Origin of the sequence: Anabaena sp. UHCC 0253 (assembly GCF_009712085.1) — a bacterium.
GTDB lineage: Bacteria > Cyanobacteriota > Cyanobacteriia > Cyanobacteriales > Nostocaceae > Dolichospermum.
The window spans coordinates 235050-259718 of the sequence record NZ_VILD01000006.1 but is presented as its reverse complement, the minus strand read 5'-3'; the positions used below and the strand labels follow the sequence as shown (position 1 = coordinate 259718).

Below are 24669 nucleotides of genomic sequence, written 5' to 3'. Positions count from 1 at the left end.
GTTCTTGACGATTTGAATCATCGCTGCAAAATTATTCACAGCTTTGATGAACGTCCTGCTAAAGTAATTTACAGATGTTTCATCACTTAAAATTTCCCATAATGTTGTTCCTAACTGCTGGGAAGCATTCACTAAAGAGTCAATAGTAGCTTTACCAATTCCGCGACGGGGTGTGTTAATTACTCGTAATAAACTCACAGTATCGGAGGGGTTATTAATAGCTCTTAAATATGCAACAGAATCTTTAATTTCTTTGCGATCGTAAAATTTCATTCCTCCCACAACTGTATAAGGAATTTGATATTTAACTAATAATTCCTCAAATGGTCGAGATTGAGCATTTGTTCGATATAGAATTGCAAAGTTACCCCAGTTTAATTCCGGATTTTGATGTTCTAAGGTGCGAATTTGGTTAATAACAAAAGCCGCTTCTGCCATTTCTTCATCAGCTTTATGACAATAAATTTGTTCTCCTGGATCTCTTGTGGCTTTGAGAATTTTATCAATGCGTTGAGTGTTATTTTCAATTAATTCATTTGCAGCTTGGAGAATATTTTCACAGGAACGATAATTTTCTTCTAATTTTACCATTGAGCGAGTATCATCATCTGCCAAACCATCGCCAAAATTTTCCTGAAATTCTAGCAAAATGGTAAAATCTGCCATTCTAAAACTGTAAATTGATTGATCTGCATCACCGACAACAAACACAGACCGATTTTGCCATTTCCATTCGCTTTTACGTTTTTCATCATTGGTTACTAAAAGCTGAATTAAATCATATTGGGTACGATTAGTGTCTTGATATTCATCAACTAGTATATGACAAAATTTCCGATGCCAATAATTTAAAACTTGCTCATTTTGTTGAAATAATCTAGTAGGAATTAAAATTAAATCATCGAAATCTAAAGCGTTATTTTGGGAAAGTTTATCTTGATAGCGATTATAGACATCAGCAATGACTCTACCGCGATAATTTGGTTGTTCGCTTTCAAATTGCTGGGGTGATAAGCCTTGATTTTTAGCATTACTAATGGCGTAGCGAACAGACTTTGGTTCAAATTTTTTACTATCTAAATTTAAATCTTTGGTAACTATTTCTTTAATAACACTCTGCACATCAGATTCATCAAAGATGGAAAAGTTTTTATTCCACTTTCTGCCTTTTTCATCTTGATATTTTTCAATATCCCAGCGCAGAATCCGAGAAAATAAACTATGAAAAGTCCCACACCACATATCTTTAATGGTATTGCGGTAAACTTGTGATTTTAGTAAACTTTGTTCGTATTCTGTCAATAAAGCAAACTTTTTACCATATTGTGTTATGGCTAATTGTTCGGAAAATATCCTTTGAATTCTTTCTTTCATTTCCCTAGCAGCTTTGTTAGTAAATGTCACCGCTAGGATATTTTCGGGATTAACACGATGTTGGATAATCAAGTTAGCAATGCGATAGGTAAGGGCGCGGGTTTTCCCCGAACCAGCACCAGCAACCACTAACAATGGTCCACAATAGTGTTCAACGGCTTGACGTTGACTAGGGTTGAGGTGACTAAGGAAATCAATACTTGTTGTCATACGATATTAAATGTGCATCTACTAGAATCTTTGTAGAGACTTTCTCTGGAACGTCTTTACTCTACAATAAGTAAGTGGGCGTTAAAAATTGTCGTTGGGGCAAGGGAACAGGGAACAGGGAACAGGAAGAGAGTTTTGAGCGATTTTACTTTTCTTCACATACCTTTAATTTTTTCTGTTTACCTACTTAGTAATATTTACATAAGTTTCTAACTAGGGCTTGTGGAAAAGTCTTCTTTCTCAATCCTCGCACTTCCAGGGCGAGGTAATTATCAATTGTCAATTGTCAATTGTCAATTGTTTATTCTTGCGCTGTGAGTGGAAGAAGGACAGTAAAACTAGAACCAACTCCAGGTTGACTGTTCACAATTATGTCACCTCCCATCATTTGACAAAAATGGCGACTAATTGCTAATCCTAACCCAGTACCGCCATATTTCTTGGTTGTAGAATTATCTCCCTGGGTAAAGGGTTTGAATAGTTGCTGTTGTTGTGTGGGAGATATACCAATACCTGTATCAGTTACCATAAAACTAATGATACCTAACGGTACTTCCTTGAGGATGTGTGTTTGATCAGTTTTCACTGTCAAGGTAATTTTACCGTTTGTAGTAAATTTAGCGGCGTTGCTGAGTAAGTTGAGTAATACCTGTCTTACCCGTGTCTGATCTGCGTACAGTGTTCCCAGCTTTTGATCACAATTGACTACTAATCTATTACCATTTTTTTCAACAGATGGTTTAATGGTGAGGATAACATTATTAATTAAATTATCAATAGCAAATGTTTCTGGGTAAAGATTCATTTTCCCCGCTTCAATTTTTGATAAGTCGAGGATATCGTTAATTAGTTCTAGTAGGTGTCTACCTGCGGAATTAATAGTTTCTAAATCAGTGATGAAATCTGTGGACAATCCTATGTCTGTTGCGTCGTCTTGGAGTAGTTGACTTAAACCAATGACTGCATTTAGTGGTGTGCGTAATTCATGACTAACATTAGCTAAAAATTGGCTTTTGGCTTTACTAGCAGCTTCGGCTAGTTCTTTGGCTTGTTGTAGTTCTTTGGTTCTTTTGGAAACCCTTTCAATTAAACGATTGAGGGATTTAGCTAATAAACCAATTTCATCATCGGTAGTGACAGGTGCGCGTAAGTCAAAATTAGATTTTCGGGCTACTTGTTCAGCAATTTGGGTGACAGTAACGACTGGTTCAGCGATCGCTCTACTAGTCCGCCAAGCAATTATAGCAGCAACGGCGGCTGATACCACCATACTCACAATCACAATTGCTCTTTCTACAACTTTAGCTTCTGCTATATCTATTTGTCTGGCTTGTTCTTGTGCTTGAGCCGTGTGTAAAATCCTTGTTAATTTATTCGATAAATCCTCTAATTTGATCGCTATATCACCGCGCATAATTACCAGTAAATCTTCCCTCACTGAGGCGATTTGCTGGGGCGATAACTGTTGAGAGTTGAGTTTTTCTAAAACCCCTTCAATTTGATCAATATATAATTTTAAATTAACTGCATAATCCTGTAATAAATTCTCTAAAGTCGCACTTGTAGCCGCCAATTTGCGGGGATTACTATTGATAAATCCACCAATATTTTTTTCTAATTTTTCTGCTTTGGCGACAGAATTGAGAAATTCATTTTTTTTACTCTGGAGCTTTTGTGGATCTTCCAGTAAAGCTACTAAATTAAAACTAGATAATTGCGCTCCAATAATCGCATCCTGATACTGACTTAACAATTCTTTTTGCTCATTAGCTTGATTGAATTGTCTAACCTCTCTACCCCGATAATAATTTGCTAATATCAATCCAGTTAAAGAACCAAAAAATCCAATCCCAATAGCCACAAGGTATCCATAGCCAATTTTCTGATGGATACGCCAAGAACTGGCCTTGAGTTTCCCACGGGAGGGAAATTCTATAGTTGGGAGTTCGTCTATCTTTGGTGCTTCAGGTGACACTTTTTTGCTTTCCAAACTGCTCTGAACAAGGGCTGGTTTGTAAGTTGGTATTTATGCAAATTTTTATCCTCATCAGGGAAAAAACTACTACACTAGTGTAACTCCTACACAGGCAACAAAACAAATCTAAATCAGAAATAAAAATATTAACCCATGGCTGAATTAATACTTCACAATACTTAATTTTGTCTTCTTAACTTTGTATTTTGGTTCATCCTGTACAGTACGAGCCTACAGCCATAATATTATATATAGTTTGAGTCCATACTTTGCAGTTCATTACACAGGATTCCCTGTTATCTAAGCAACAAGGACTTACGCACCGTAACGCAACTATGTCATCTGCAAACGATAGGGAAGGATATTCTAGAGAGTGGGATGCTTCACTGCCCTACTCTACTGGATTTTACTACTGTATGACAGTTGAGTGCATCAGCCCTACCAATTTAATGCTACTGGATTTCGAGTAAAGTTAAGTGATACTTGTCAACAACTCTAGATAAGATAAACCAATAATCCCTAATTTCTCACCCTAATCAGTGCGAGAAATGTCAATTAGCAACCTTTTGGTTGTAAATATCTAGGTAAAAACTCAACTTTCAAAATTATGGAAGCGAAAATGCAAGAACCAGAATATCAAGAAACCCAAACCAAAGAAACAACCGTTCCCGAAATTAATACCCAAACTGGAAATCTTACCAAACTTCAGCCTCCTGTGCAGTCTCAAGAACAATGGCTGAAATACGGACAACAAATTTCTGGTTTCTTAGGGACATTACCAGACTACGTAGGTAAATTCTTTGGTCAATATCAGCAGCCTATTGTTAGCATTGGTTTAGTTGTGACAGCAGTCGTCACAGTTAAGGTTCTATTAGCTGTATTAGATGCTCTTAATGATGTTCCTTTGGTAGCACCTACCTTTGAATTAATTGGGATTGGTTACTCTGTCTGGTTTATCTATCGCTATTTACTCAAAGCCTCAAGCAGACAGGAGTTATCTAGCGAAATCACAACCCTCAAATCCCAAGTTGTCGGTAAAAAAACTGCTGATTCTTAACTAATTTGAGTAATTCTCTTTCTTTGTTCAATACCTTGTCCAAATCAAAAAAGTCTTGATTTGTCGGTTGGGTTGACGTATGTTACCCGACGCATTTGTTGGGTTTCACTTCGTTCTACCCAACCTACAAAAAATGGACAAGGTTATTGTTTGTTAAAAATCTGAGATCCTCGACTTCTTTAAGGAGTCGGGGATCTTTTGATCTTACAGCACTCGCAATATGCTAGGAATACTATCTATTGATGATAACGCTTGAATTTCTTCTAAAGCTTGTCTAAAGTCCCCTTCCCGGACATCGTGAGTCACAACCACAATTTCTGCTAGTTCGCCCTGAAAGCCGGTTTGTACAACTGACTCTAAACTAACCCCATACTTGCCAAAACAAGTCCCCAATTTACCAATGACTCCCGCTTGATCTTTACTCAGGAAGCGGGTATAAAAACGAGTTACTAACTCAGAAATCGGGGTAATTTGAGAGTAATGTTGATGTCTACAAGCCAGGAGAGGGTTTGGTTTAGCTGTATTAGTTTTCAGAGTGGCTACTAAATGTAAGATATCCGATGATACAGCACTAGCGGTAGCACCAGCACCAGCCCCAGGACCAAATAACATCACCTGACCAAGGGGTTCTCCTTCCACAAGAATGGCGTTATAAACACCATTTATACTAGCTAAAGGATGGTCTTGCGGTACTAGGGTAGGATGAACTCTGACTGAAAGCTGGGAGTTATCTCTATCTAAATGTTTAGCTATCCCTAGTAATTTAATAACAAATCCTAATTTAGCAGCATAGGCAATATCTGTTTTTGTAATTTGGCGAATTCCTTCACAATAGACATCTTCTCGGTTAATTCGCCCATCAAAACCTAATGAAGCTAAAATAGCAATCTTATCGCCTGCATCTAAACCATCAACATCAGCGGTGGGGTCAGCCTCAGCATAACCTAATTTCTGAGCATCAGCTAAGACATCATTAAAGTCACTACCTTCTGTTTGCATCCTGGTGAGGATGTAGTTAGTTGTGCCATTGACAATCCCTGTTATCGCATCAATGCGGTTAACGCTTAAAGATTGCTTGAGGGGTTGAATTACAGGAATACCACCACCAACTGCTGCTTCTAGCATCACATAGACACCAGCTTCGTTAGCAGCGGTAAATATTTCTGCACCAAACCGAGAAATTACGGCTTTATTGGCGGTAACTACGTGCTTACCATTTTTAATTGCTGTTAGCATCAGGGTTCTGGCTGGTTCTAATCCCCCCATCAACTCTACAACTATATCTACGGCTGGATCATTAACAATGGCTTCTAAATCTGTAGTTATTACCTCTGAAGATAATTCTACAGTCCGATGTTTTGCGAGCGATCGCACACCCACTCGATATATTTCAATTTCCTCTAACAGTGGATGACGGCCTACCTTATCTTGCAACAGTTGTACTGTCCCCGTCCCTACTGTACCTAATCCAAGTATTCCTAATTTGACAGCCACAGATTTTGCACCCACATTAAATTCACATAAAACAATTGTAGGCAGAGCATAAGCCCTACCTACTGATTATCTTCTCTTAATTGTCCAATGACCACTGACTACTGACCAATGACAAATTAGTATGTTTCTACGTGCCAACGATGTGCTTTCTTGAGTTCTTTCTGGTAATCACTCCAGGTTACACCTTCTTTAGCCGCAGCAGTGCTTAAAGCTGCATCAATACCATCTTCCATACCACGCAAACCGCAGATGTAAGTATGGGTTTTCTCATTTTTAATCAACTGCCATAATTCATCAGCGTGTTCTGCAACACGATCTTGGATGTACATTCTGCCACCTTCAGGGTTATTTTGTTCCCGGCTGATAGCATAAGTAAGACGGAAGTTCTCAGGATACTTCTGTTGCATTGCTTCCAATTCTTCTTTATAGAGAATATTGGGAGTTGTTGGTACACCAAACAGTAACCAGGAAAATCCTTTAAATTGATATTCTGGGTTAGCTGCTTTTTCTGCATCCTTAAACATCCGCCATAGATACGTCCGCATCGGTGCAATACCTGTACCTGTTGCTAACATAATCACATTAGCTTCAGGATCTTCAGGCAACAACATTTCCTTACCCACAGGTCCGGTGATTTTTACATCATCACCTGGTTTAAGACGAGTCAGATAGGTAGAGCAAACACCGTAAACTGTTTCACCACTTTCTGGATGTTTATACTCTAACTGACGAACACATAGAGATATTGTTTTATCATCTAAATTATCGCCGTGACGAGTAGAAGCGATCGAGTATAGTCTGAGTTTTTCTGGTTTACCGTTCTTATCCACACCAGGGGGAATAATCCCAATACTTTGACCTTCTAAATACCTCAAATTGCCCTCAGACAGGTCAAATTTAAGATGCTGAACAATACCAATCCCACCTTCTTTGACTAATGTTTCATTAGAGATACACTTACCAATAAACGGAGCATTAGGACGATAAATGTTCACAGGAACGTCAGCATGGGCATCTTTTTTGGCTTTTGCTTGAGTCATGGTGCTGCCTTTTTTCTCCTTAGCTGGTGATTTAGCAAAGCCTTTGGCTTCACTGGCATTACTAACAGGTGTGGCTTTACCATTTTCCTCATTCTTAGCACTCACCCCAGCTTTAACTTCTGTACTAACTACTGTGGTGTCAGCAGTTGCCAATTCAACTTTGCCGTTGACTTGTTGTAAAGCTGTAACAGGTTGAATACTAACAATTTTACCGCCTAGTCGAGTGATCCGTCGCATTTCTTGATTCATGCGGTTGTAAGGTACTCTGATGAATACACTGCCACTTTTACGAATTGGGTAGTTGGTTTGATCCGTTTCTTCACCCTGACGCAGACCCACCACTTCGTAAACGAAGACGCGGCTACCTGATTCTATACTGGCAGCACCCTCAACAGCACCTTGATTGTACATTCCTTCTACCACTCCGATATTTACTTAACCGTTTATCAAAAAAATGATTCCCATCCTTATGCGAGCTTTAGTTTACCGGATTTTCGGATCACAAAACTGGCTATTTGGGAAAACAACATCATTAATTATGATGCCTTGCAGAGTACACTCGCCCAAGACCAGTAGGCATGGCAAAAAAAACACACCTGTTCATCTTCTAAATTAGAGGATAAGTCTTTGCGAGAATGTTAATAGTGAATCACTTTAATCTTTTTTTCGTGAACTACATAGTTTTAGGCTTGATGAAAAAGCATTTTACAGCATATTGATACTGTAAAAATCCTGGGTATAAGGACAAGCCTTTACATTCCGGAAATATCCCGAAACCGTATATTATAACTTTGTCTGCTTACTGAACTAAAATCACTAACGCTATCCTATCATGACTGTGAGCCAACTTACCTAATTATGATAAATCCATAGAGATTTTTGCAATTTTCCATCAATTCTCAAAAAATCTGTATCATCTGTGGCAGAATGTTAAGCAGATAATTGATAGGGAACTAGATTCTTTCTGAGTGCAAATCTTGTGAGAGTACACCCCCTTCTGTTAAAATCTAGTGCAACACTAAGATTAAATACTTACCAGCGATAAAATTAGGCTAATTAGGACGAGTGACTGCCATTGGCATATTAAGTTATCCGTTTAAATCTGTCATCGTTATGCTGGGTAGCGAGAACACAGGATCATACTATCGGGGTAAGCTCCTAGATTCACAATCTGTTGTGAGAAAAATTATTGATTGACACATTTAGTATTTTAGAGGGGATTCTATGACTAAGCCGGAACGGGTGGTACTAATTGGAGTAGCCGGAGACTCTGGGTGCGGTAAATCTACGTTTTTACGTCGGTTAATTGATTTATTTGGTGAAGAATTCATGACAGTTATCTGTTTAGATGACTATCATTGTTTAGATCGTATACAACGTAAACAAACAGGGATAACTGCACTTGACCCTAGAGCAAACAATTTTGATCTGATGTATGAGCAAATTAAAGCTCTTAAAGAAGGTCATGGAGTCAGTAAGCCGATTTATAACCACGAAACCGGCATGATTGACCCACCAGAATGGATTGAGCCAAATCATATTATTGTCGTAGAAGGGCTGCATCCCTTATATGATGAACGAGTAAGAGCGCTTTTAGACTTTAGTGTTTATTTTGATATTAGCGATGAAGTCAAAATTGCTTGGAAAATTCAACGGGATATGGCTGAAAGAGGCCACCGCTATGAAGATGTTTTAGCACAAATCAATTCTCGTAAACCTGATTTTGAAAAATTCATCGAACCACAAAGAGAATTTGCTGATGTAGTTCTACAAGTATTACCTACCAACTTAATTAAAAACGATACAGAACGTAAGGTTTTACGGGTACGGATGTTACAACGGGAAGGTAAAGAAGGCTTTGAGCCAAGCTACCTGTTTGATGAAGGTTCAACAATTCAGTGGACTCCTTGCGGACGCAAACTGACCTGTTCTTATCCCGGTATGCAACTATACTACGGTTCTGATGTTTACTATGGTCGTTATGTCTCTGTTCTAGAGGTAGACGGTCAATTTGATAATCTCGATGAAGTTATTTACATCGAAACTCATTTGAGCAAAACATCCACCAAATATCAAGGTGAAATGACTCACTTGTTACTACAACACCGCGAATATCCTGGTTCTAACAATGGTACTGGTTTATTCCAAGTATTGACAGGCTTGAAAATGCGTGATGCTTATGAGCGATTGACAGCTAAAGAAGCAAAACTAGCTGTTCAAGTCTAAAACAGCAGTTTATGTCAAAGATTAGGGGGAACAGAGAAAATGTTCCCTCTTTTTTTGTCTGATTCAGGATTTTTGGTTACTGAGCGATAGCCTGCGTGGCGTAGCCATAGTCGAAGTACAGAATTTTAGGATTTACAGGATTGTTATTTGGATATTATTTGATGATAACAGAATTAAAAATTGTCTGAATCAGGATTTACAGGATTTTAGGATTTACAGGATTGTTATTTGGATATTATTTGATGATAACAGAATTAAGGATTGTCTGAATCAGGATTTGCAGGATTTGAGGATTTGCAGGATGGTTATTTGGAGATTATTTGATGATATAGCGGTATGCACTTGAGTGAGATACAGTCAGCAAATCGCAAAGCCTGTAGGGGCGCAGGGTCTGCGCCCTCGATTGTATTGCATCCTAGCGATAACCGCTATAAGAGAATTATGATAACAGAATTAAGGATTATAAGAATAGGTGACAAAGAATATTTTGTAACTGCCTAAATTCAAATTTTCAAATGATATCTATTTAATTTAAACAATAAACAACATTCTCTAAACACTATAAATTGGCGAAAATTCCTAGACTAAATCAACAATAACATCCTGTAAATCCTCAAATCCTGGACATCCTGATTCTGACAAAATTTACGTCTGATTAAATTTACATTTAACAGTAATTTTGATGTTACTGCTAGTTTCTCCTGTGACAATATAAGGTATTCCTGTCATTCCTCCCACATTAACCCCAAATTCTAAGGTAACTTCCGAAACTTCGGCTAAAGCTAAATCTTTGAAGGATTGAATAATATGTTTTGAATAAGATTGAATAGTTTTTTGGAGTTTGTCTCCCTGTTCTTTAATATTCAGTTTTTCTAAACCAAAACTACGGTCTGATTCTTTAGGGGTGGGAATTATAAAACCTGTTTTATCTGGTGTTTCTATTTCTTGTTTTTGAGGTTGAGGAATAGATACAGCAACATTTTCTGAGGCTTCGATATAAATAATTGTTCCGTCTTCTAATTCAATCGGCGTTAGTTGTGACATAAAGGTAAATTATCTTTTAAGGTGAGAGATACAACAACAGGACTTAAACAAGTGGCACATTGGTAGGGTGCGTCAGACTGCATAAATTCTGCAAATAAACAGATTGTTGATATCTGACGCACCCTACAACAGATTTTTGGTGTGACACTTGCGTAAATCCTAAACAAAATTCAGCAGTCAACTTTATTATCGTTTAATTTGGTTAGGAAAGTCAGGAACTAACAAAGAGTTTTTTAACTCACCCTGTTGATTATAGAATTTTATTTTGCCTTGTTCATTACATAACCATACTTCAATTGCTTGAGCTTCTAAATATAATTTTTTCTTAAATTCCATTTCATCAAAAGTGTTGCCAGTGGATTTAACTTCTATACATATTTCTGGTGCTATAGAAGCTGATATTTCATCTTGAATTTGATCAAATCTTGCTTCTGAACACCACACGACATCAGCAACTTTAACTCCATCTGACGTATTGATTGCACATTCTGGCATGACTTCGCCAGTTTTTAATAAAGATTCTAATAACCGTTGAATTCTTCCTTGATAAAAAGAGTGTTTAATTTTCACAGGACTCATTACAATTTGTCCCCATTTATTTAATTCAATTTTGAAGGGTAAATCTTGTAATTGTTTATGTTCACAAACATCTTCCCATTTCATGGTCAATTACCTGGAGGAACAATATGATTTTAGCTGATTTTTTAGAAGTTCAACGTATTTTAACTTTTGACTTGGACTAAATTCTTCAACTGATAGCATAATGATTGATTCCAGTAAAATGTAGCCGTCATCTAATGTCACGACCAAAGCGCGACTTAATACCAGGATACAGTTATCATATTACCACTCGCTGTAATAATCGTGAATTTAAGTTAACTCGTCACGAATGCCGTCAGGTGTTTCTCTATACTCTCAACAAGGCGTTGGCTAAATTCCAATTTCAGCTTTATGCCATCTGTATTATGTCAAATCATGTGCATTATTTAATTGAACCAGCACAACCTGAAGATTTACCCAAAATCATGCACTGGATAAACTGGTACACGGCAATGTGTTTTAACCGAATGTTAAACCGGACAGGACACTTTTGGGAAAAACGCTATCACAGTACAGGATTTGCTAAAAATGATTATAAAAGGGCATTGAATACGCTTAGGTATATTCACGCTAATCCGAAAGCGGCGGGAATGCAAGAAGGATTTTTTTATGATTTCAGTAATTATGGAGTTTATGACCGATTGGGGGATGATGGTTTAACTACTTGGCATCCTGCTTTTTTGGCTTTGGGGAGAACCTTGGATGAATGTGCGGCTAAATATCGCGGTTTTTGTAGGAAATATCAGCCGAAAGAGAAAGCAGAAAGACATTATTCTTGGGGTAATCAATTTTTACCGAAGGTGATTAAAGGTAAAGGTAAAAACAAAAAAACATCACCTGGACAAATGCGATTACCTTGGGATAGTTGGGAGGAAACTAATCCTGAAATTGTGGAAGTGGCTGAGAAATTTATCTTTGCTAATTGTTATAACTCTCAAGTTGCAGGGGTTATTTTTCACAATCACAGTCAATGATTTCAGATGCACAAGGAAGTAGTGTGTTTATTTACGGCTAATTAGGGCTTTTTGGGGCTTTTTTTGGATATTTTTGCTGCTTTTTAGCTTTTAAATTAACTCTTTTTTATAGCACCCGTGTCGCTGTGTTTTTGTCGTGTGCTTGTGCCAGGTATCGAATTCTTGAAAAGCCGATTACTGAGTGGAAAATGCTTGCTTAATAAATGTTTACAATGCGCTGAAAGCCTTAGCTGCTACAATCTACAAGTCTCTGCAAGAAGAAAGGAGAAAAAAGTATCGTCACTTTTGTCTGAAAGTAACCAAAAAGTATCAGTATCAGAATATGAAAGTACCCTTGTATGAAAAGGTAGAGTACCCATCAGCTTATACGTACCTAAATTCTTATATTCCCATAAGGGTAACTCACTATATCTCATCCACCTTCCTCTCTCCTCTTTTCCCTTTTTCCATCCCACCCGTTCGCCAAACCTATTATACCCTTCATTGCTCCATTTTTCCAAATCTAAAGAATTACCTGTTTCCTTCCATATCCTGTTTTGGACGCTAAAACCGAATTTTCCTCCTGAGTTTTTCACCCATAAATCATCTACTTCTTTTAAATCCTTACAGTTAAAGTTTTTAATATCATTTAATTCTAAAAAACCTTGTTTTTCTTTTTTGGCTGAAACCAGAAGAAACTGATCATTTTTCCTATCTGCATCTTGCCATCTATTTTCTTTCATTAAATAGTCTAATTCATTCAATAAATGTTTCTTGAAATCTTCATGATAAGCTGTATTTTTGCTATCTAATTCGTTAAGCCGACCGTAAACAGAAGCAACAATATTAGCATTACCATTATAGAGAATATTGTAATCATGAGTGAATAATCTCAAAGAGTTTTTAAATTTAGACTTAAATTCAGACTCAAGTTGCTGATAATTTGTTATTGCTTGTTCATAAGCGTTAATTTTGTCTTTGTTTTTTTGAGATAATTCTCCTTTGGCATAATAAATATAAACTAAAGTAGCTAAATAATTAATATCATTTCGATTCATTTTAATTTCAACATCGGATAATTGTTTGATAATCGTATTTGGATTGTATTTATCTTGTATCTCTTGGCTAATTTCAACTTTATTCTGAACTAAAAATTGATAGCCCAAAGCCATCGAACTATTAATTAAAGCCTGTTTTAATTTTGGATCTTTGATTTTTTCATTGAGAACTAAACCCGCAATGTTCAAAGATTCATTTGCTCTAGTTGTACCGTCATTCTGTTGTTGTAATTGGGCAGATAATTGAGATAATTCTTTAATTTGAGCAATATCTTTTTCAAGATTATTCTTTTCTTCTTTAGCTTTTTGCTTTTTACCCGTTCTTTTTCAACTTGGCTTTGTGCTTGTTTAAGTTGATTTTGCGCTTGTTCTAGCTTAGGATTTATACTTGCTAATTTCTGATTAGCTTGATCTGCTGTTTGTGTTGCATTTTGAGCTTCTTTTTGAGCCTTATTCGCTTTTGTTTGAGCTTGTTCTAAATTATCTTTAGCTATATTATAATTATCATTAGCTTTTTTTAATTTCTCTTGAGTATTTTTTCTTGTTCTTGTGATTTTTCTAATCGCTCTCTTACCTGATTTTCTTGACTTTTTACTTTCTTTAACACCTGTGTAGCGTCATCTGCTTTTTTAGTAGCTTCATTTGCTTTTTGTTGTTCAATATTAGCTTTATTTACAGCCGTCACAACGAATACTCCAGCTAATGCTAACGTAACAGCTAAAACCACACTTCCAAAACGCATCCTTTTGTTAGCAGCATTAAGTTTTTTCTCAGCTTCCTGTTTAGCTTCCTCTTCAATAATTCTCGCCCTTTCTGCCGCTTCCTTCTCCTTTCTTTCTCTTTCTAACTCAGCTTCCTTTTCCTTTTCAATAATTTCTTCTTCAATTTCCTGCTGACGAGAAGCGGCTAAAAATTGTTTATCCTGAAAACTTACATTCTTAGATTCTGCCCATGCTTCTGCGGTTTTTAAAGCATTTCCTCGTAATAACCAAGAATTTTCCTGACAACCTGAATTAAACCACGCCCTAAAAGCCTCAGAATAGGGACGTAATGCAGCTAATTGATTATCAATCCATTGTTGATTAAAAACCTCTCGATAAATGGGATTATAAATCTGTAAGTGATTATTTCTTTTCACCACCAAACCCGATAACTGTAACTTTCCTTCCTCTCCAGTATTCTGACTAATAACTTCTCCTGCTTGATAAATCTTTTGATAAATCTCTAATAATTCACCTGCTAATTGTTCATCATTTAAAATCCGTTTTCCAATAGTGCGTAAATGTTCTGGGTTATCCTGTGCTTGCCAATTTTCAATAATATTAGTTCTGATTAAATTTTCTAACCATGCTTCTTCATTTCCTTCATATAATTCAGAAGAATTTAAGACTAAATTACAAACCTTTTGAGTTAAAAAAGGTTGTCCTCCAGTCCAATGTAAAATTAATTCTAATAACTTTTCTGAGTGATTAGTTTTAACACTCAATCCCAGTGCTAATGGTTGAGATTCTGCAAAAGTAAAACCTGTTAATTCCACCCCATAACCAATATTAAAAGGAGTCCGTGTTTTATCTTGAATTAAATCGTTGGGAGTAGCTACTCCTAATAACACAAAACTCAGACGATTATATTCAGCATTATCAACTCGACGATTATAAAAAGAGCGAATCAATGCAAAAAAATCATCAACATTAAACTCTAAACTAATGGTACTATCAATTTCATCTATAAAAATAACGATATTTGAATCAACATATTTTAAAAGAATATCGCGCAGAAAATTACCAAAGAAATTCACCGCAGATAAAGATTCTTGATCATATTTATCCCACCAACTATCTATATCACATTTTTCATTTAATTCAAAGGTATTAATTAATTCAATAATAATTCCTGCATACCATTGTAAAGGGGTAATATTAGCTGAACCAATCTCAGTTAAATCAATAGCAGCACAAGCAAATCCATCTACTTCTTTAAGTCGTTTCATTGTTTGAACTCTTAAAGAAGATTTACCCATTTGACGGGAATTTAAAACATAACAAAATTCTCCTTTTTTTATAGCTTGATAAAGTTCATTATCGGCTTTTCTAGTCACATAAGTAGGAGCAGAAGCTGGGAGAGAACCACCTACTTGATATTCATAATTAATTGAGTCTAAATTTTCCATTTAATTTGTTGAATACCGATAAATTAGGGTAAATTTCTATATTATTGTAATTTTATTGTTGAAACATTCCGGTAACAATATCTTCTGGAGGTATTCCTGCTTGAATTAAAGCATTTGTTAATCCTTGCTCAAAATTATCATCTTCAATGACAATTTTATCATTTAATAATCGAGCATGGAATAAAATAGTATCAGTCCAAGTTTGTTTTTCCCAACCTGTCATAATAATCAAAAATTGTCCTGATTCTTGATCACAAACTGAACTAAGTTTAAGTTTTTGTAGTCGAGGTTGAATAGCAGATTCTTTTCTTAAAACTTGGGTTAAAATCTCAGTGTACTTTAGTGATTTATCCATTGTAAAATTACCTCATTTTCAGGATCAAAAACAATTAGATTAATTTTATTACGTTTAACAACCAATTGAAAAATAGGTTTTTGAAAGTGTTTTAAATAAATAGCTTGACTAATTCCTAAAAAAGTTTTCTTTCTGGTTCTTGTTCTGCTAAAGCCCATTGATAGAGTTGAAGTTGTCCTATGGTTTTTTCTAGTTCACTAATCACAGAAGGAGAATCAAAATCTTTAATTTCAATGGCAATTTTTTGGTCTTCTTTGTCAGCACTAAAAATTTTTTCTGCGCCTAAATCGGCTTTGAGTAATGTTTTTTCTAGTGCTAAAATTAAGGGATCATCGGTAATTTTCCAACCATCCTTTTCTAAGGTATGACGTAATGATAAGTGTAAATTATCTCTCCTAGACATTTTTTTTCGTTAACGGTTGGTTATTTAGATTCCATATCTATGTTCATAAAATGACCGCACTACGATAGATAATATTTACATTATAGCGGTTCTTGGTTGAGTGAAATACAAGAACCCCACCCCCAACCCCCTCCCCGCAAGCGAGGAGGGGGCGTATGATGTATCTCCTTCAACTGCATACAGCTATATATACTATGATGAAACTTTTACAACTATTCTATCAAACATCATGTAATCATCGCTCCCAGCAATGGAATAAAAATTTATAGTCCGTTTTAACGGAGTTTAGTTATTAGTCCTGTTCGCGTAGCGTTTCCGTAGGTTACTTTAGTTTAGAGCAAGTTATGTTCATCACAAAATAACTTTGGTTATATCAATACCTTGTCCATTTTCTGCTTTGTTGGGTTTCATGCTGATTGCTTCGCGAACGTTTACGTTCCACAACCCAACCTACAAATCAAGGCTTTTTCCAATTTGGACAAGGTATTGTTATATTTATTTGGTTTTTATCATTTTAGATGACATTAATTAGTCTTGCAAGCGATCGCAAAAATAAAGCCGATATAAATTACATAAGGGAATTACCTTATTACCTTTTGACTCCGCTAATCCCATACTTTTTAATTTAAAAGCATAAGTTGGTTCTAATGTAACTGCATCATCACTATTAACTAATTTTAACATCGCTGATTTTAGTTGTTTATTTTCTTCTAAAATCAAAAGATGACGATACAAATGGTCTTCATATAAACCTTCTTCAGTGGGAGCTATTTCTAAAAATTGGTTTAAGGTTAATTGGTTAGTAGCAATATGATATAATGCTGTTCTTACTAGATAAGGATGACCGTCAATCATCCCCATTAATTGATTAATTTCTGTATCTGACCATTGTAATCCATGCCGTTTAACTAAATCTTGAACTTGAGTTAAACTAAATTTATTTAAGTCAATAGGTAAACCGACATTAAAAGGAGATTTATTCACATCCAAAGAAATATAAACCTCCTGAGAATGGGAAATAACTAATCTCAATTTTTGCCAAGTTTCATTATTTTTGCCTTTTTCATGCCATGAACGTAACATAGTGAAAAATTCATCAGCAATGTCACTATATTGAAAGATTCTATCCACTTCATCTAATCCTAGAATCACAGGCTGTTTCAATTCTTTTAAAAGATAGGATTGGAAATAATTTGTACAATTAGTTTGACTGCTATAACGTTTAGTATTCCAATATTGATCTATCTTTTCTTCAATCCCTAATTCTAAACTGACATTTGCACAAAAAGACTCTAAAAAACTATCGAGATTTTTAAATAATTCTCGACTCCATAAATTAATAAATCCTGTTTGATAATCTTGCTTTTCTCCTTGGGCTAAAATCCTACTCATTAATGAAGTTTTTCCCATTTGTCGAGGTGCTTTAATCCTAATTAATGCCCCAGGTTTGATAATAGCTTTATAACAGTTAGATTCCACAGGAGGACGTTCAACATAAAAAGGAGAATTTAGAGGAACTTGTCCATCTAAATTTTCAAAAGGAATATCAATACTTCTTGCTGGAATTGGTTCAGATTTTGATTCATTTAAATCCTGAACAATGGCTTTTTTAGTCGTTGCATCTTTTGTCCTCAAAACCGGAGTTAAATGCTCTGGAATATTTTCCATTTCAATCGCATTACATCCTAAATCAAAAGCACTTTGAATTGATTCTCCTGCAAATAAAGTATCGTAGAAACCAATAGCAAATTGTTTAGCTGCTTGATCACCAATTTTTTGATTCATCCCTACGACATAATTAACATAAGGATAAATACCTTCTGCTTGTACATCTGAATAACAAGCATTGAGAAAAACACAATCAATAAAAAAGATTTCTTGTAATGCTTTAAAAAATTTGGCTAAAGCAGCAACTTTAATTAAAAATGCTTCTCCATTATCTGCCATTAAAGCTAAACCATGTTCTCCTCCACCATGTCCTGAAAAATGAACAATATCTGGTTTATGTCCTAATAGAGTACGACGGAATTCTTGAAGACGTACAGCTTGTTCGACAATAATTTCAAATTGTTCACGTTTTTGGGAACGTTCCCAAGCTTGTTTAATGTCCCTTATTTCTTCACTTAAACGTAATGGTTTTGTGTTAATGGGGTTAGCTGTTAAAATCAGAATTTTTTTCATCAACGTCGTTTTTTGGAAATATGATCAGCAATACTGTGTATGTGCAGTATTTTATCCTTTATAGTGATCAAAACTGTAACGCTGATCAAATTTTAGGCTGCTGATAACTTTTTTGGTAGATATTAAAAATTCATACTTGATAATGATACTAACTTCTGAGTGGGGAAACCCCGCCCCTACATCTGCCTCATGCTATACATATAAGCCTGAAAATACGTAGATAAAAGATACTTATTACAAAAACTGTAAATATTGTTATGATTTCAGAAATTAGTAACTGATGTATCTCATCAGTGAAAACATTCTCTCAGGAGGAAATTCCTTTGTCTCGTCGTTATTTATTTACTTCCGAGTCAGTTACAGAAGGTCATCCAGATAAAATCTGCGATCAAATTTCGGATACGATTATTGATGCGTTATTGACAGAAGACCCTAGTAGCAGAGTAGCCGCAGAAGTGGTGGTTAATACTGGTTTAGTATTAATTACTGGAGAAATTAGTACCAAAGCTCATGTCAATTATGTGCATCTTGCCCGTAAAAAAATTGCGGAAATAGGCTACACTGACGCAGGTAATGGTTTTTCTGCGGATAGCGCCAGTGTTTTGATAGCTTTGGATGAACAATCACCTGATATTGCCCAAGGTGTCAATGTAGCCCAAGAAACGCGCACTCAGGATAGTGAAGAACTATTCGATAAAATTGGTGCTGGTGATCAAGGACTCATGTTCGGTTTTGCTTGTAACGAAACACCCGAACTGATGCCTTTACCGATCAGTTTAGCTCATCGTATTGCCCGGAGATTGGCAGGAGTTCGTAAAGCAGGTGTTCTTCCTTATCTGCGTCCTGATGGGAAAACTCAAGTTACTGTAGTTTATGAAGATGGAAAACCTGTAGGTATTGACACTATCTTAATTTCCACTCAACATACAGCTACTATTGGGGATATTACAGATGATGCTGGAATACAGGCCAAGATTAAAGCTGACCTATGGACAGAGGTGGTAGAACCTGTATTTGGTGATATTACTGTGAAGCCAACTCAGGAGACAAAATTTTTAGTCAACCCCACTGGCAAATTTGTCATTGGTGGACCACAGGGAGATTCTGGTTTAACAGGACGAAAAATTATTGTTGATACCTACGGTGGTTATTCTCGCCACGGTGGTGGTGCTTTCTCTGGTAAAGATCCCACAAAAGTAGACCGTTCTGCGGCTTATGCTGCTCGTTATGCAGCCAAAAATATTGTTGCAGCTGGGTTAGCTCAAAAGTGTGAAGTGCAACTAAGTTATGCCATTGGTGTAGCGCGGCCAGTGAGTATCTTTGTTGATACTTTTGGTACTGGTACAGTAGATGATGAAATTCTGTTGAACCTAGTTAAGGACAACTTTGAACTACGTCCAGCGGGAATTATCCATGCTTTTAATTTACGGAACTTACCAAGTGAAAGAGGCGGACGTTTTTATCAGGACGTTGCAGCTTACGGTCATTTTGGAAGAACTGATTTAGATCTGCCTTGGGAACGCACTGATAAAGCAGACATATTAAAGCAATGCTTGAATAAATCTCATTCAAAAGCGATCGCTTAATCAGTTAGTATATTCACAAAATTGCAATTGAGGCTATAGACAATTTGATCATCTATAGCCTCATTTTTTAATCATAGATAGCTCAAGTTTAGGGAGCATCCCAATCGGGAATCATTGCTCCATCTTCTCCACCAATCCCAATTCCAGTGTAATATATATCAGCATCGGTGATATCCATGTTATCCATTGATGCTTGATAAACGTTGGAATCATTAATTGTCGCACGAGTCAGATTTGCACCGTTTAAATTGACTTGTTTTAAATTAACATTTGTAACAAAAGCTGATGTTAAATTAGCGCCTGCTAAATTTGCTCCAGTTAAGTCAGCACCTTCTAGGTTAGCATCTGTGAGGTTAGCACCTTGTAGATTTGCGCCTCGTAAATCAGCACCTATGAGATGAGCGCCGCTGAGGTTGACTCCTGATAGATTACACTGGATACATTCTCTAGTTGACAAAAGTTTCTGTAAATCTTGCTGGCTTCCAGCTTGGACTGAATTAGCTAGAAACAGGGGAGTTACCAATGCCATAGCGGCTAATAATTGAAGTTTCATAAAACTTTCCCCCTTATAATGGAGTTATGTCCGTTCTTTACCTCACAACTTCATTATCTCACAAGTTGGCTGGAGAATGTTGATTAAAATCACAACTTTGATATTTTTTCTCAAAGTGGGAATAGGAATTTATTACTAATTACTAAATTATATGGAATCCCAATTACAGATAAAACAACTAATTACAACTCTGCAACAGGACTTACCTACACTGTTTGAGCAGGATATTTCCTATGAAATATACACAAATGATATCTACTTTTGTGATCCAGTCAATAAATTTAAAGGTAAATTTAACTATCGCTTAATATTTTGGACTTTACGATTTCATGCTCAATTATTTTTCACACAAATTTACTTTGATTTACATGAGGTATCACAGTCTAGTGATGACACAATTCTAGCTACATGGACAGTGAGAGGGGTTTTACGCGTTCCTTGGCAAGCAAAGTTACTGTTTAATGGTTATTCAACTTACAAATTGAATGCAGATTGTTTAATATATGAACATATTGACACCTGGGATAGAAAACCAGGAGAAATATTACAGCAGTTTTGGCAAAGGGGTTAGAGGATGTTTGAAAAGTATCAGAATTAATCAATATCCCCCCAACCCTCCTGACCAAGGAAAGCTAAATTCCTCAAATTCACCCTTAAAAAGGCGGATTTAGGGGATATGCGGGTGTCAGATCCCAGCAATTCTCATTTGGAAAAAAATAAGATAAAGTTCTCTTATTTAAATAGAGAACTTGTGTTGAACTATCGTTTTTTAACAGATAATTATCATCCGACGCTGGAGATAGATAGGTTTTTAAACATCTGTCCATGAAAAACTGATTTCAACTCATAAATCTGGACATATAGGACTCCTCTTTGATTTTGGTTAGCGCAGCCGGATATTTGCGCTTATCTATACCTAATTTACGTTAATAGGGTTGTTGTGGACAATACCAACTACAATGGACTTCACACATATTTTAAAAAATCAAATAGCATTACTATAAATATTTGCATCTTTTCGCCCTTAACCTAACAAGCAACACTTTGCTCTATACTTGATTTAAACTTATACTCACAAAAAGAATTTAGATTTGCTTAAAAAGGCAGCGTTTATCCCGTTGACAACAAGTAGCAGACTTTTTTCCCCAAAATTCCCATTTTTACCCATTCAATACTAACCCCATCATTAACCACACCCTAGTATTACTGGTGGAGACAGTAGATGAGAAGTAGTCAAAATATTTAAGAGAAGTCCGGATTGGACAGTGGTAATTAGGGATGAGGTAATGGGAAGCGGGGATTGAGAACCAGGAAGAGAAATTTTTTCCCCTGAATTCAAGTATCATCACCCCAGTCTAGGTCTTATGCGGTGCTTAAAGCTCATGATAAAAGCCCAACTCAGGAATTTGCGTGTTATTGACCCAAAGTTTGCAAAAACTTCACAATTAAAAGCACAATATGTGAGCTATACTGTTTTCGGGCAATGAATGTAAACTTTCTTGTTAGTAAAAAACCCAAGCCCTTCAATCAAATCAGGCATACACGTTAGCATCTTCACTCGTTTGGGTGTCATCGGCAAAAACCCCAAGTCTTCCATAGACCTGGATTTGATTATATTAATGTCGAGGTTTCACTGAGCATGAAAGTTAATCTAGTGCAGCGCAGCAAAAATAAACATCATTAAAAATTTCTAAAAAGCTGGTTTAATCTGCTTTTTAAGTTTTTAATTATGCTTTGCCGAATTGGGCTAACCATCCCCAACAAATTATCTATACTAACTCTGGCCACTCAACTACAAGCCAGAACAGTAACACTACACCAGGGCATTAATTTCTATTCCGCTACTGCAATTACAGCAGTTTTCGAGCAAATAAACCACAAAAATAAATCCCATGCGAAGTTCTGCATTGGTTTTATGACTTTGACTTGTGGCAAGTTTGATCACAATTTGCTGTAACACCTACTCTTAATACTGCGCGGTTAGGAGGGGAAAGAAGAAAAGGAAAAGGATGAAGAAAACCCTTTACCCTTAAAGCTTTTCCCCAACGAATTGATAACTTTCAGGTTCTTAACCGACAAAGTATTGCACTCACTCTAGGTACTCAACTACAGCCTAGAGCCATTTCGTAACGCAGATTTACCCTAACTAAGGGTGTTCATATTGCCATCAACAGTGACTCTGGCTACTCAACTACAGCCTAGAGCTATTTCTGAACGCAGATTTATAGCAAATATTTCTGTAAATAGGGTGAAATTGCCTGTTCAAAAGGCTTTCCAGTAGCGGAAGTTTATCAAAAATTGAAAAAACCAACAATATTACACCACTATGAGCGAAGCAATTTTTAATCTCTCCACACTTGACGGTAACAACGGCTTTATTATTAAAGGTGAAGAAGAAAACGACACATTAGGCTATTCAGTTAGCAATGCTGGAGATATGAATGGTGATGGTATTGACGACATCGTAATTGGTGCGCCGTTAGCCAATCCCAATAATCAAGGTGATGCAGGTAAGACTTATGTAGTTTTTGGTAGTAAAGAAGGCTTTAGTCAAACCATTGATCTTTCGACTCTTGATGGTACTAAAGGTTTTGTGATCAACGGGGCTGCAAGTGCTGATGAATCAGGCCGTTCCGTTAGCAACATTGGGGATATGAACGGTGATGGTGTTGATGACCTAGCAATTGGCGCACCTGGTCCTATTGCCAATAGTCTCGGCAATGCTTATGTCATCTTTGGTAGTAAAGAATCCAACTATTTTAGTAATCCCATCGAACTCTCCAACCTTGGCAACAAGGGCGTTACTATTCCAGGCAGTACATTTGAATTAAGTAGTAATGCAGGTTGGGCTGTTAGTAGTGCCGGTGATTTTAATGGTGATGGCATCAAAGACCTATTAATTGGTGCAACTAATCCTGGCAATAATGGCCCAGGTATTTACGGCGAAAGCTATGTCATCTTTGGGAAAACGAATCTTCCTTCAGTCATAGACCTCGACTCTCCAGACTTTGGGTTTAATGACGGCTTGATCATCTACAGCAATGATAAAAATAACTTAGGCAACTTAGGCTATTCCGTGAGTGATGCGGGGGATATGAACGGTGATGGTGTTGATGATATCATTATTGGTGCGCCTTATGCAGACCCTAATGGTAACAATTCTGGCAGCAGTTTTGTGATCTATGGACGTAAACAAGACAACCCCTTTACTTATGATATCAACGTCTCCAACCTTAATCCTAACGATGGTTTTACCATCAATGGACAAGATGTTGATCAATCTGGCTTCTTTGTTAGTAAAGCTGGAGATATCAATGGTGACGGAATTGGTGATCTAATCATTGGTGCAAGAGATGGAGGTATAGAGTTTACTGGTAAAAGCTATGTAGTCTTTGGTAAAGAGGGCGGTTTTGATAATACTGTTGAACTGTCACAACTCAATGGCAACAATGGCTTTGCCATCAACGGTATTGCTCCTTTTAACAATTTCGGTTGGTCTGTCAGTGATTTAAAGGATGTTAACGATGACGGTATTGATGACATCATTATTGGCGCTCCCTTTGCTAATTCCAAGGGTCAAGCCTATGTAGTCTATGGTAGTAAAACTCCCTTTAGTCCTACCTTTGATATATCAAGTCTCAACGGCGAGAATGGCTTTGTTATTGATGGTCTTTCCATAGATAAAGAGTTAGGTTTCTCCGTTAGCGGTGCTGGGGATGTTAATGGTGATGGTGTTAAAGACATCATTATTAGCTCTCCTTTTGCTGATGCTAATGGTATCAAATCTGGAGCAGCTTATGTGATATTCGGCAAATTTGTCAATCAAGCACCCACAGATTTAGCACTCAGCAATACAAGTATTAATGAAAATGTTCCAGTTAATACAGTTGTTGGTTCACTCAGCACCATTGACCCCAACCAAAACGATACTTTTACATATAGCCTAGTTGCTGGTGATGGTGATGCTGATAATAGTGCTTTCAGCATTAATGGTCATAGCCTGGTAGTTAACTTTTCTCCAGATTTTGAAACTAAGTCCAATTACACTGTCCGAGTCCGCACTACAGATAAAGGTGGACTAATTTATGAGAAACAGTTGACGATTACCATCAATGATATTGACGAAACACTACCAAATTCAGCACCCACAGATTTAGGAATTAGCAATACAAGTATTGATGAAAATGTTGCCGCTTTCTCTGTTGTTGGTGTATTGACTACTACTGATCCAGATACAGGAGATACTTTTACTTATCACCTAGTTGCGGGTGAGGGAGACACTGATAATACTGCTTTCTCTATTGAGGGAGATCAACTCAAAATTAACTTTTCTCCAGACTTTGAAACTAAGTCTAATTACAGTATCCGAGTCAAGACACAAGATGCGGCT

The 24669-nt window shown here is 36.5% G+C and carries 16 protein-coding genes and 2 pseudogenes; 6 read left to right on the top strand and 12 right to left on the bottom strand.

The window, feature by feature from the left end:
- On the bottom strand, positions 1 to 1584 hold a 1584-nt coding region (locus FJR38_RS17825), incomplete at its 3' end, for a UvrD-helicase domain-containing protein (protein WP_168538517.1).
- 301 nt (positions 1585 to 1885) lie between these two features.
- Complete coding sequence (locus tag FJR38_RS17820; RefSeq protein ID WP_168491667.1) at positions 1886 to 3610, bottom strand: ATP-binding protein; 1725 nt, start codon at positions 3608 to 3610, stop codon at positions 1886 to 1888.
- Positions 3611 to 4178: 568 nt separating this feature from the next.
- Here FJR38_RS17820 and FJR38_RS17815 point away from each other — a divergent pair.
- The gene (locus FJR38_RS17815; protein ID WP_168491666.1) at positions 4179 to 4616 is read left to right on the top strand and encodes a CAAD domain-containing protein; all 438 of its coding nucleotides are present in this window, start codon (positions 4179 to 4181) and stop codon (positions 4614 to 4616) included.
- 204 nt (positions 4617 to 4820) lie between these two features.
- Here FJR38_RS17815 and FJR38_RS17810 read toward each other — a convergent pair whose 3' ends face one another.
- Positions 4821 to 6110 (bottom strand): homoserine dehydrogenase, encoded by a 1290-nt coding sequence (locus FJR38_RS17810; RefSeq protein WP_168491665.1) that lies wholly within the window; start codon positions 6108 to 6110, stop codon positions 4821 to 4823.
- Positions 6111 to 6226: 116 nt separating this feature from the next.
- On the bottom strand, positions 6227 to 7561 hold the full coding sequence (petH, locus tag FJR38_RS17805; RefSeq protein WP_168491510.1) for a ferredoxin--NADP reductase: 1335 nt from the start codon (positions 7559 to 7561) through the stop codon (positions 6227 to 6229).
- An 813-nt stretch (positions 7562 to 8374) separates the two neighbouring features.
- On the opposite strand from petH, the gene FJR38_RS17800 reads away from it, so the two are divergent.
- A complete protein-coding gene (locus tag FJR38_RS17800) occupies positions 8375 to 9376 on the top strand; it encodes a phosphoribulokinase (protein WP_168491508.1) in 1002 nt (333 codons plus the stop codon).
- Positions 9377 to 10021: 645 nt separating this feature from the next.
- Here the strand turns inward: FJR38_RS17800 and FJR38_RS17795 are convergent.
- Positions 10022 to 10420 carry a CU044_2847 family protein gene (locus tag FJR38_RS17795; RefSeq protein ID WP_168538515.1) on the bottom strand — a complete coding sequence of 133 codons (399 nt, stop codon included), beginning with the start codon at positions 10418 to 10420 and terminating at the stop codon, positions 10022 to 10024.
- A 186-nt stretch (positions 10421 to 10606) separates the two neighbouring features.
- Positions 10607 to 11083: a Uma2 family endonuclease gene (locus FJR38_RS17790; protein ID WP_168491504.1), complete on the bottom strand. Its 477-nt coding sequence runs from the start codon at positions 11081 to 11083 to the stop codon at positions 10607 to 10609.
- Between the two features lie 134 nt (positions 11084 to 11217).
- On the opposite strand from FJR38_RS17790, the gene FJR38_RS17785 reads away from it, so the two are divergent.
- Positions 11218 to 11994: a transposase gene (locus FJR38_RS17785; RefSeq protein WP_168538513.1), complete on the top strand. Its 777-nt coding sequence runs from the start codon at positions 11218 to 11220 to the stop codon at positions 11992 to 11994.
- A gap of 233 nt (positions 11995 to 12227) precedes the next feature.
- Here FJR38_RS17785 and FJR38_RS17780 read toward each other — a convergent pair whose 3' ends face one another.
- From FJR38_RS17780 to FJR38_RS17755, 5 genes and pseudogenes are all read right to left on the bottom strand, one after another.
- Positions 12228 to 13220 carry a GUN4 domain-containing protein gene (locus FJR38_RS17780; protein ID WP_168538511.1) on the bottom strand — a complete coding sequence of 331 codons (993 nt, stop codon included), beginning with the start codon at positions 13218 to 13220 and terminating at the stop codon, positions 12228 to 12230.
- 328 nt (positions 13221 to 13548) lie between these two features.
- On the bottom strand, positions 13549 to 15201 hold the full coding sequence (locus FJR38_RS17770; protein WP_254449499.1) for an AAA-like domain-containing protein: 1653 nt from the start codon (positions 15199 to 15201) through the stop codon (positions 13549 to 13551).
- A 52-nt stretch (positions 15202 to 15253) separates the two neighbouring features.
- On the bottom strand, positions 15254 to 15556 hold the full coding sequence (locus tag FJR38_RS17765; protein ID WP_168491499.1) for an element excision factor XisI family protein: 303 nt from the start codon (positions 15554 to 15556) through the stop codon (positions 15254 to 15256).
- Positions 15541 to 15959: pseudogene (locus FJR38_RS17760) on the bottom strand (element excision factor XisH family protein). The gene FJR38_RS17765 and the pseudogene FJR38_RS17760 overlap by 16 nt, the downstream one beginning before the upstream one ends.
- A 528-nt stretch (positions 15960 to 16487) precedes the next feature.
- Positions 16488 to 18140: an AAA-like domain-containing protein gene (locus tag FJR38_RS17755; protein WP_168491495.1), complete on the bottom strand. Its 1653-nt coding sequence runs from the start codon at positions 18138 to 18140 to the stop codon at positions 16488 to 16490.
- A 323-nt stretch (positions 18141 to 18463) separates the two neighbouring features.
- Here FJR38_RS17755 and metK point away from each other — a divergent pair, with 323 nt between their 5' ends.
- A complete protein-coding gene (metK, locus tag FJR38_RS17750; protein ID WP_168538509.1) occupies positions 18464 to 19726 on the top strand; it encodes a methionine adenosyltransferase in 1263 nt (420 codons plus the stop codon).
- An 88-nt stretch (positions 19727 to 19814) separates the two neighbouring features.
- Here metK and FJR38_RS17745 read toward each other — a convergent pair whose 3' ends face one another.
- Complete coding sequence (locus tag FJR38_RS17745; protein ID WP_168538508.1) at positions 19815 to 20279, bottom strand: pentapeptide repeat-containing protein; 465 nt, start codon at positions 20277 to 20279, stop codon at positions 19815 to 19817.
- Between the two features lie 151 nt (positions 20280 to 20430).
- Between FJR38_RS17745 and FJR38_RS17740 the strand changes: the two genes are divergently transcribed.
- Positions 20431 to 20850, top strand: a complete 420-nt coding sequence (locus FJR38_RS17740) for a DUF2358 domain-containing protein (protein ID WP_168491489.1) — start codon at positions 20431 to 20433, stop codon at positions 20848 to 20850.
- Between the two features lie 1755 nt (positions 20851 to 22605).
- Positions 22606 to 24669, top strand: a pseudogene (locus tag FJR38_RS17735) (FG-GAP repeat protein); the annotation flags it as partial.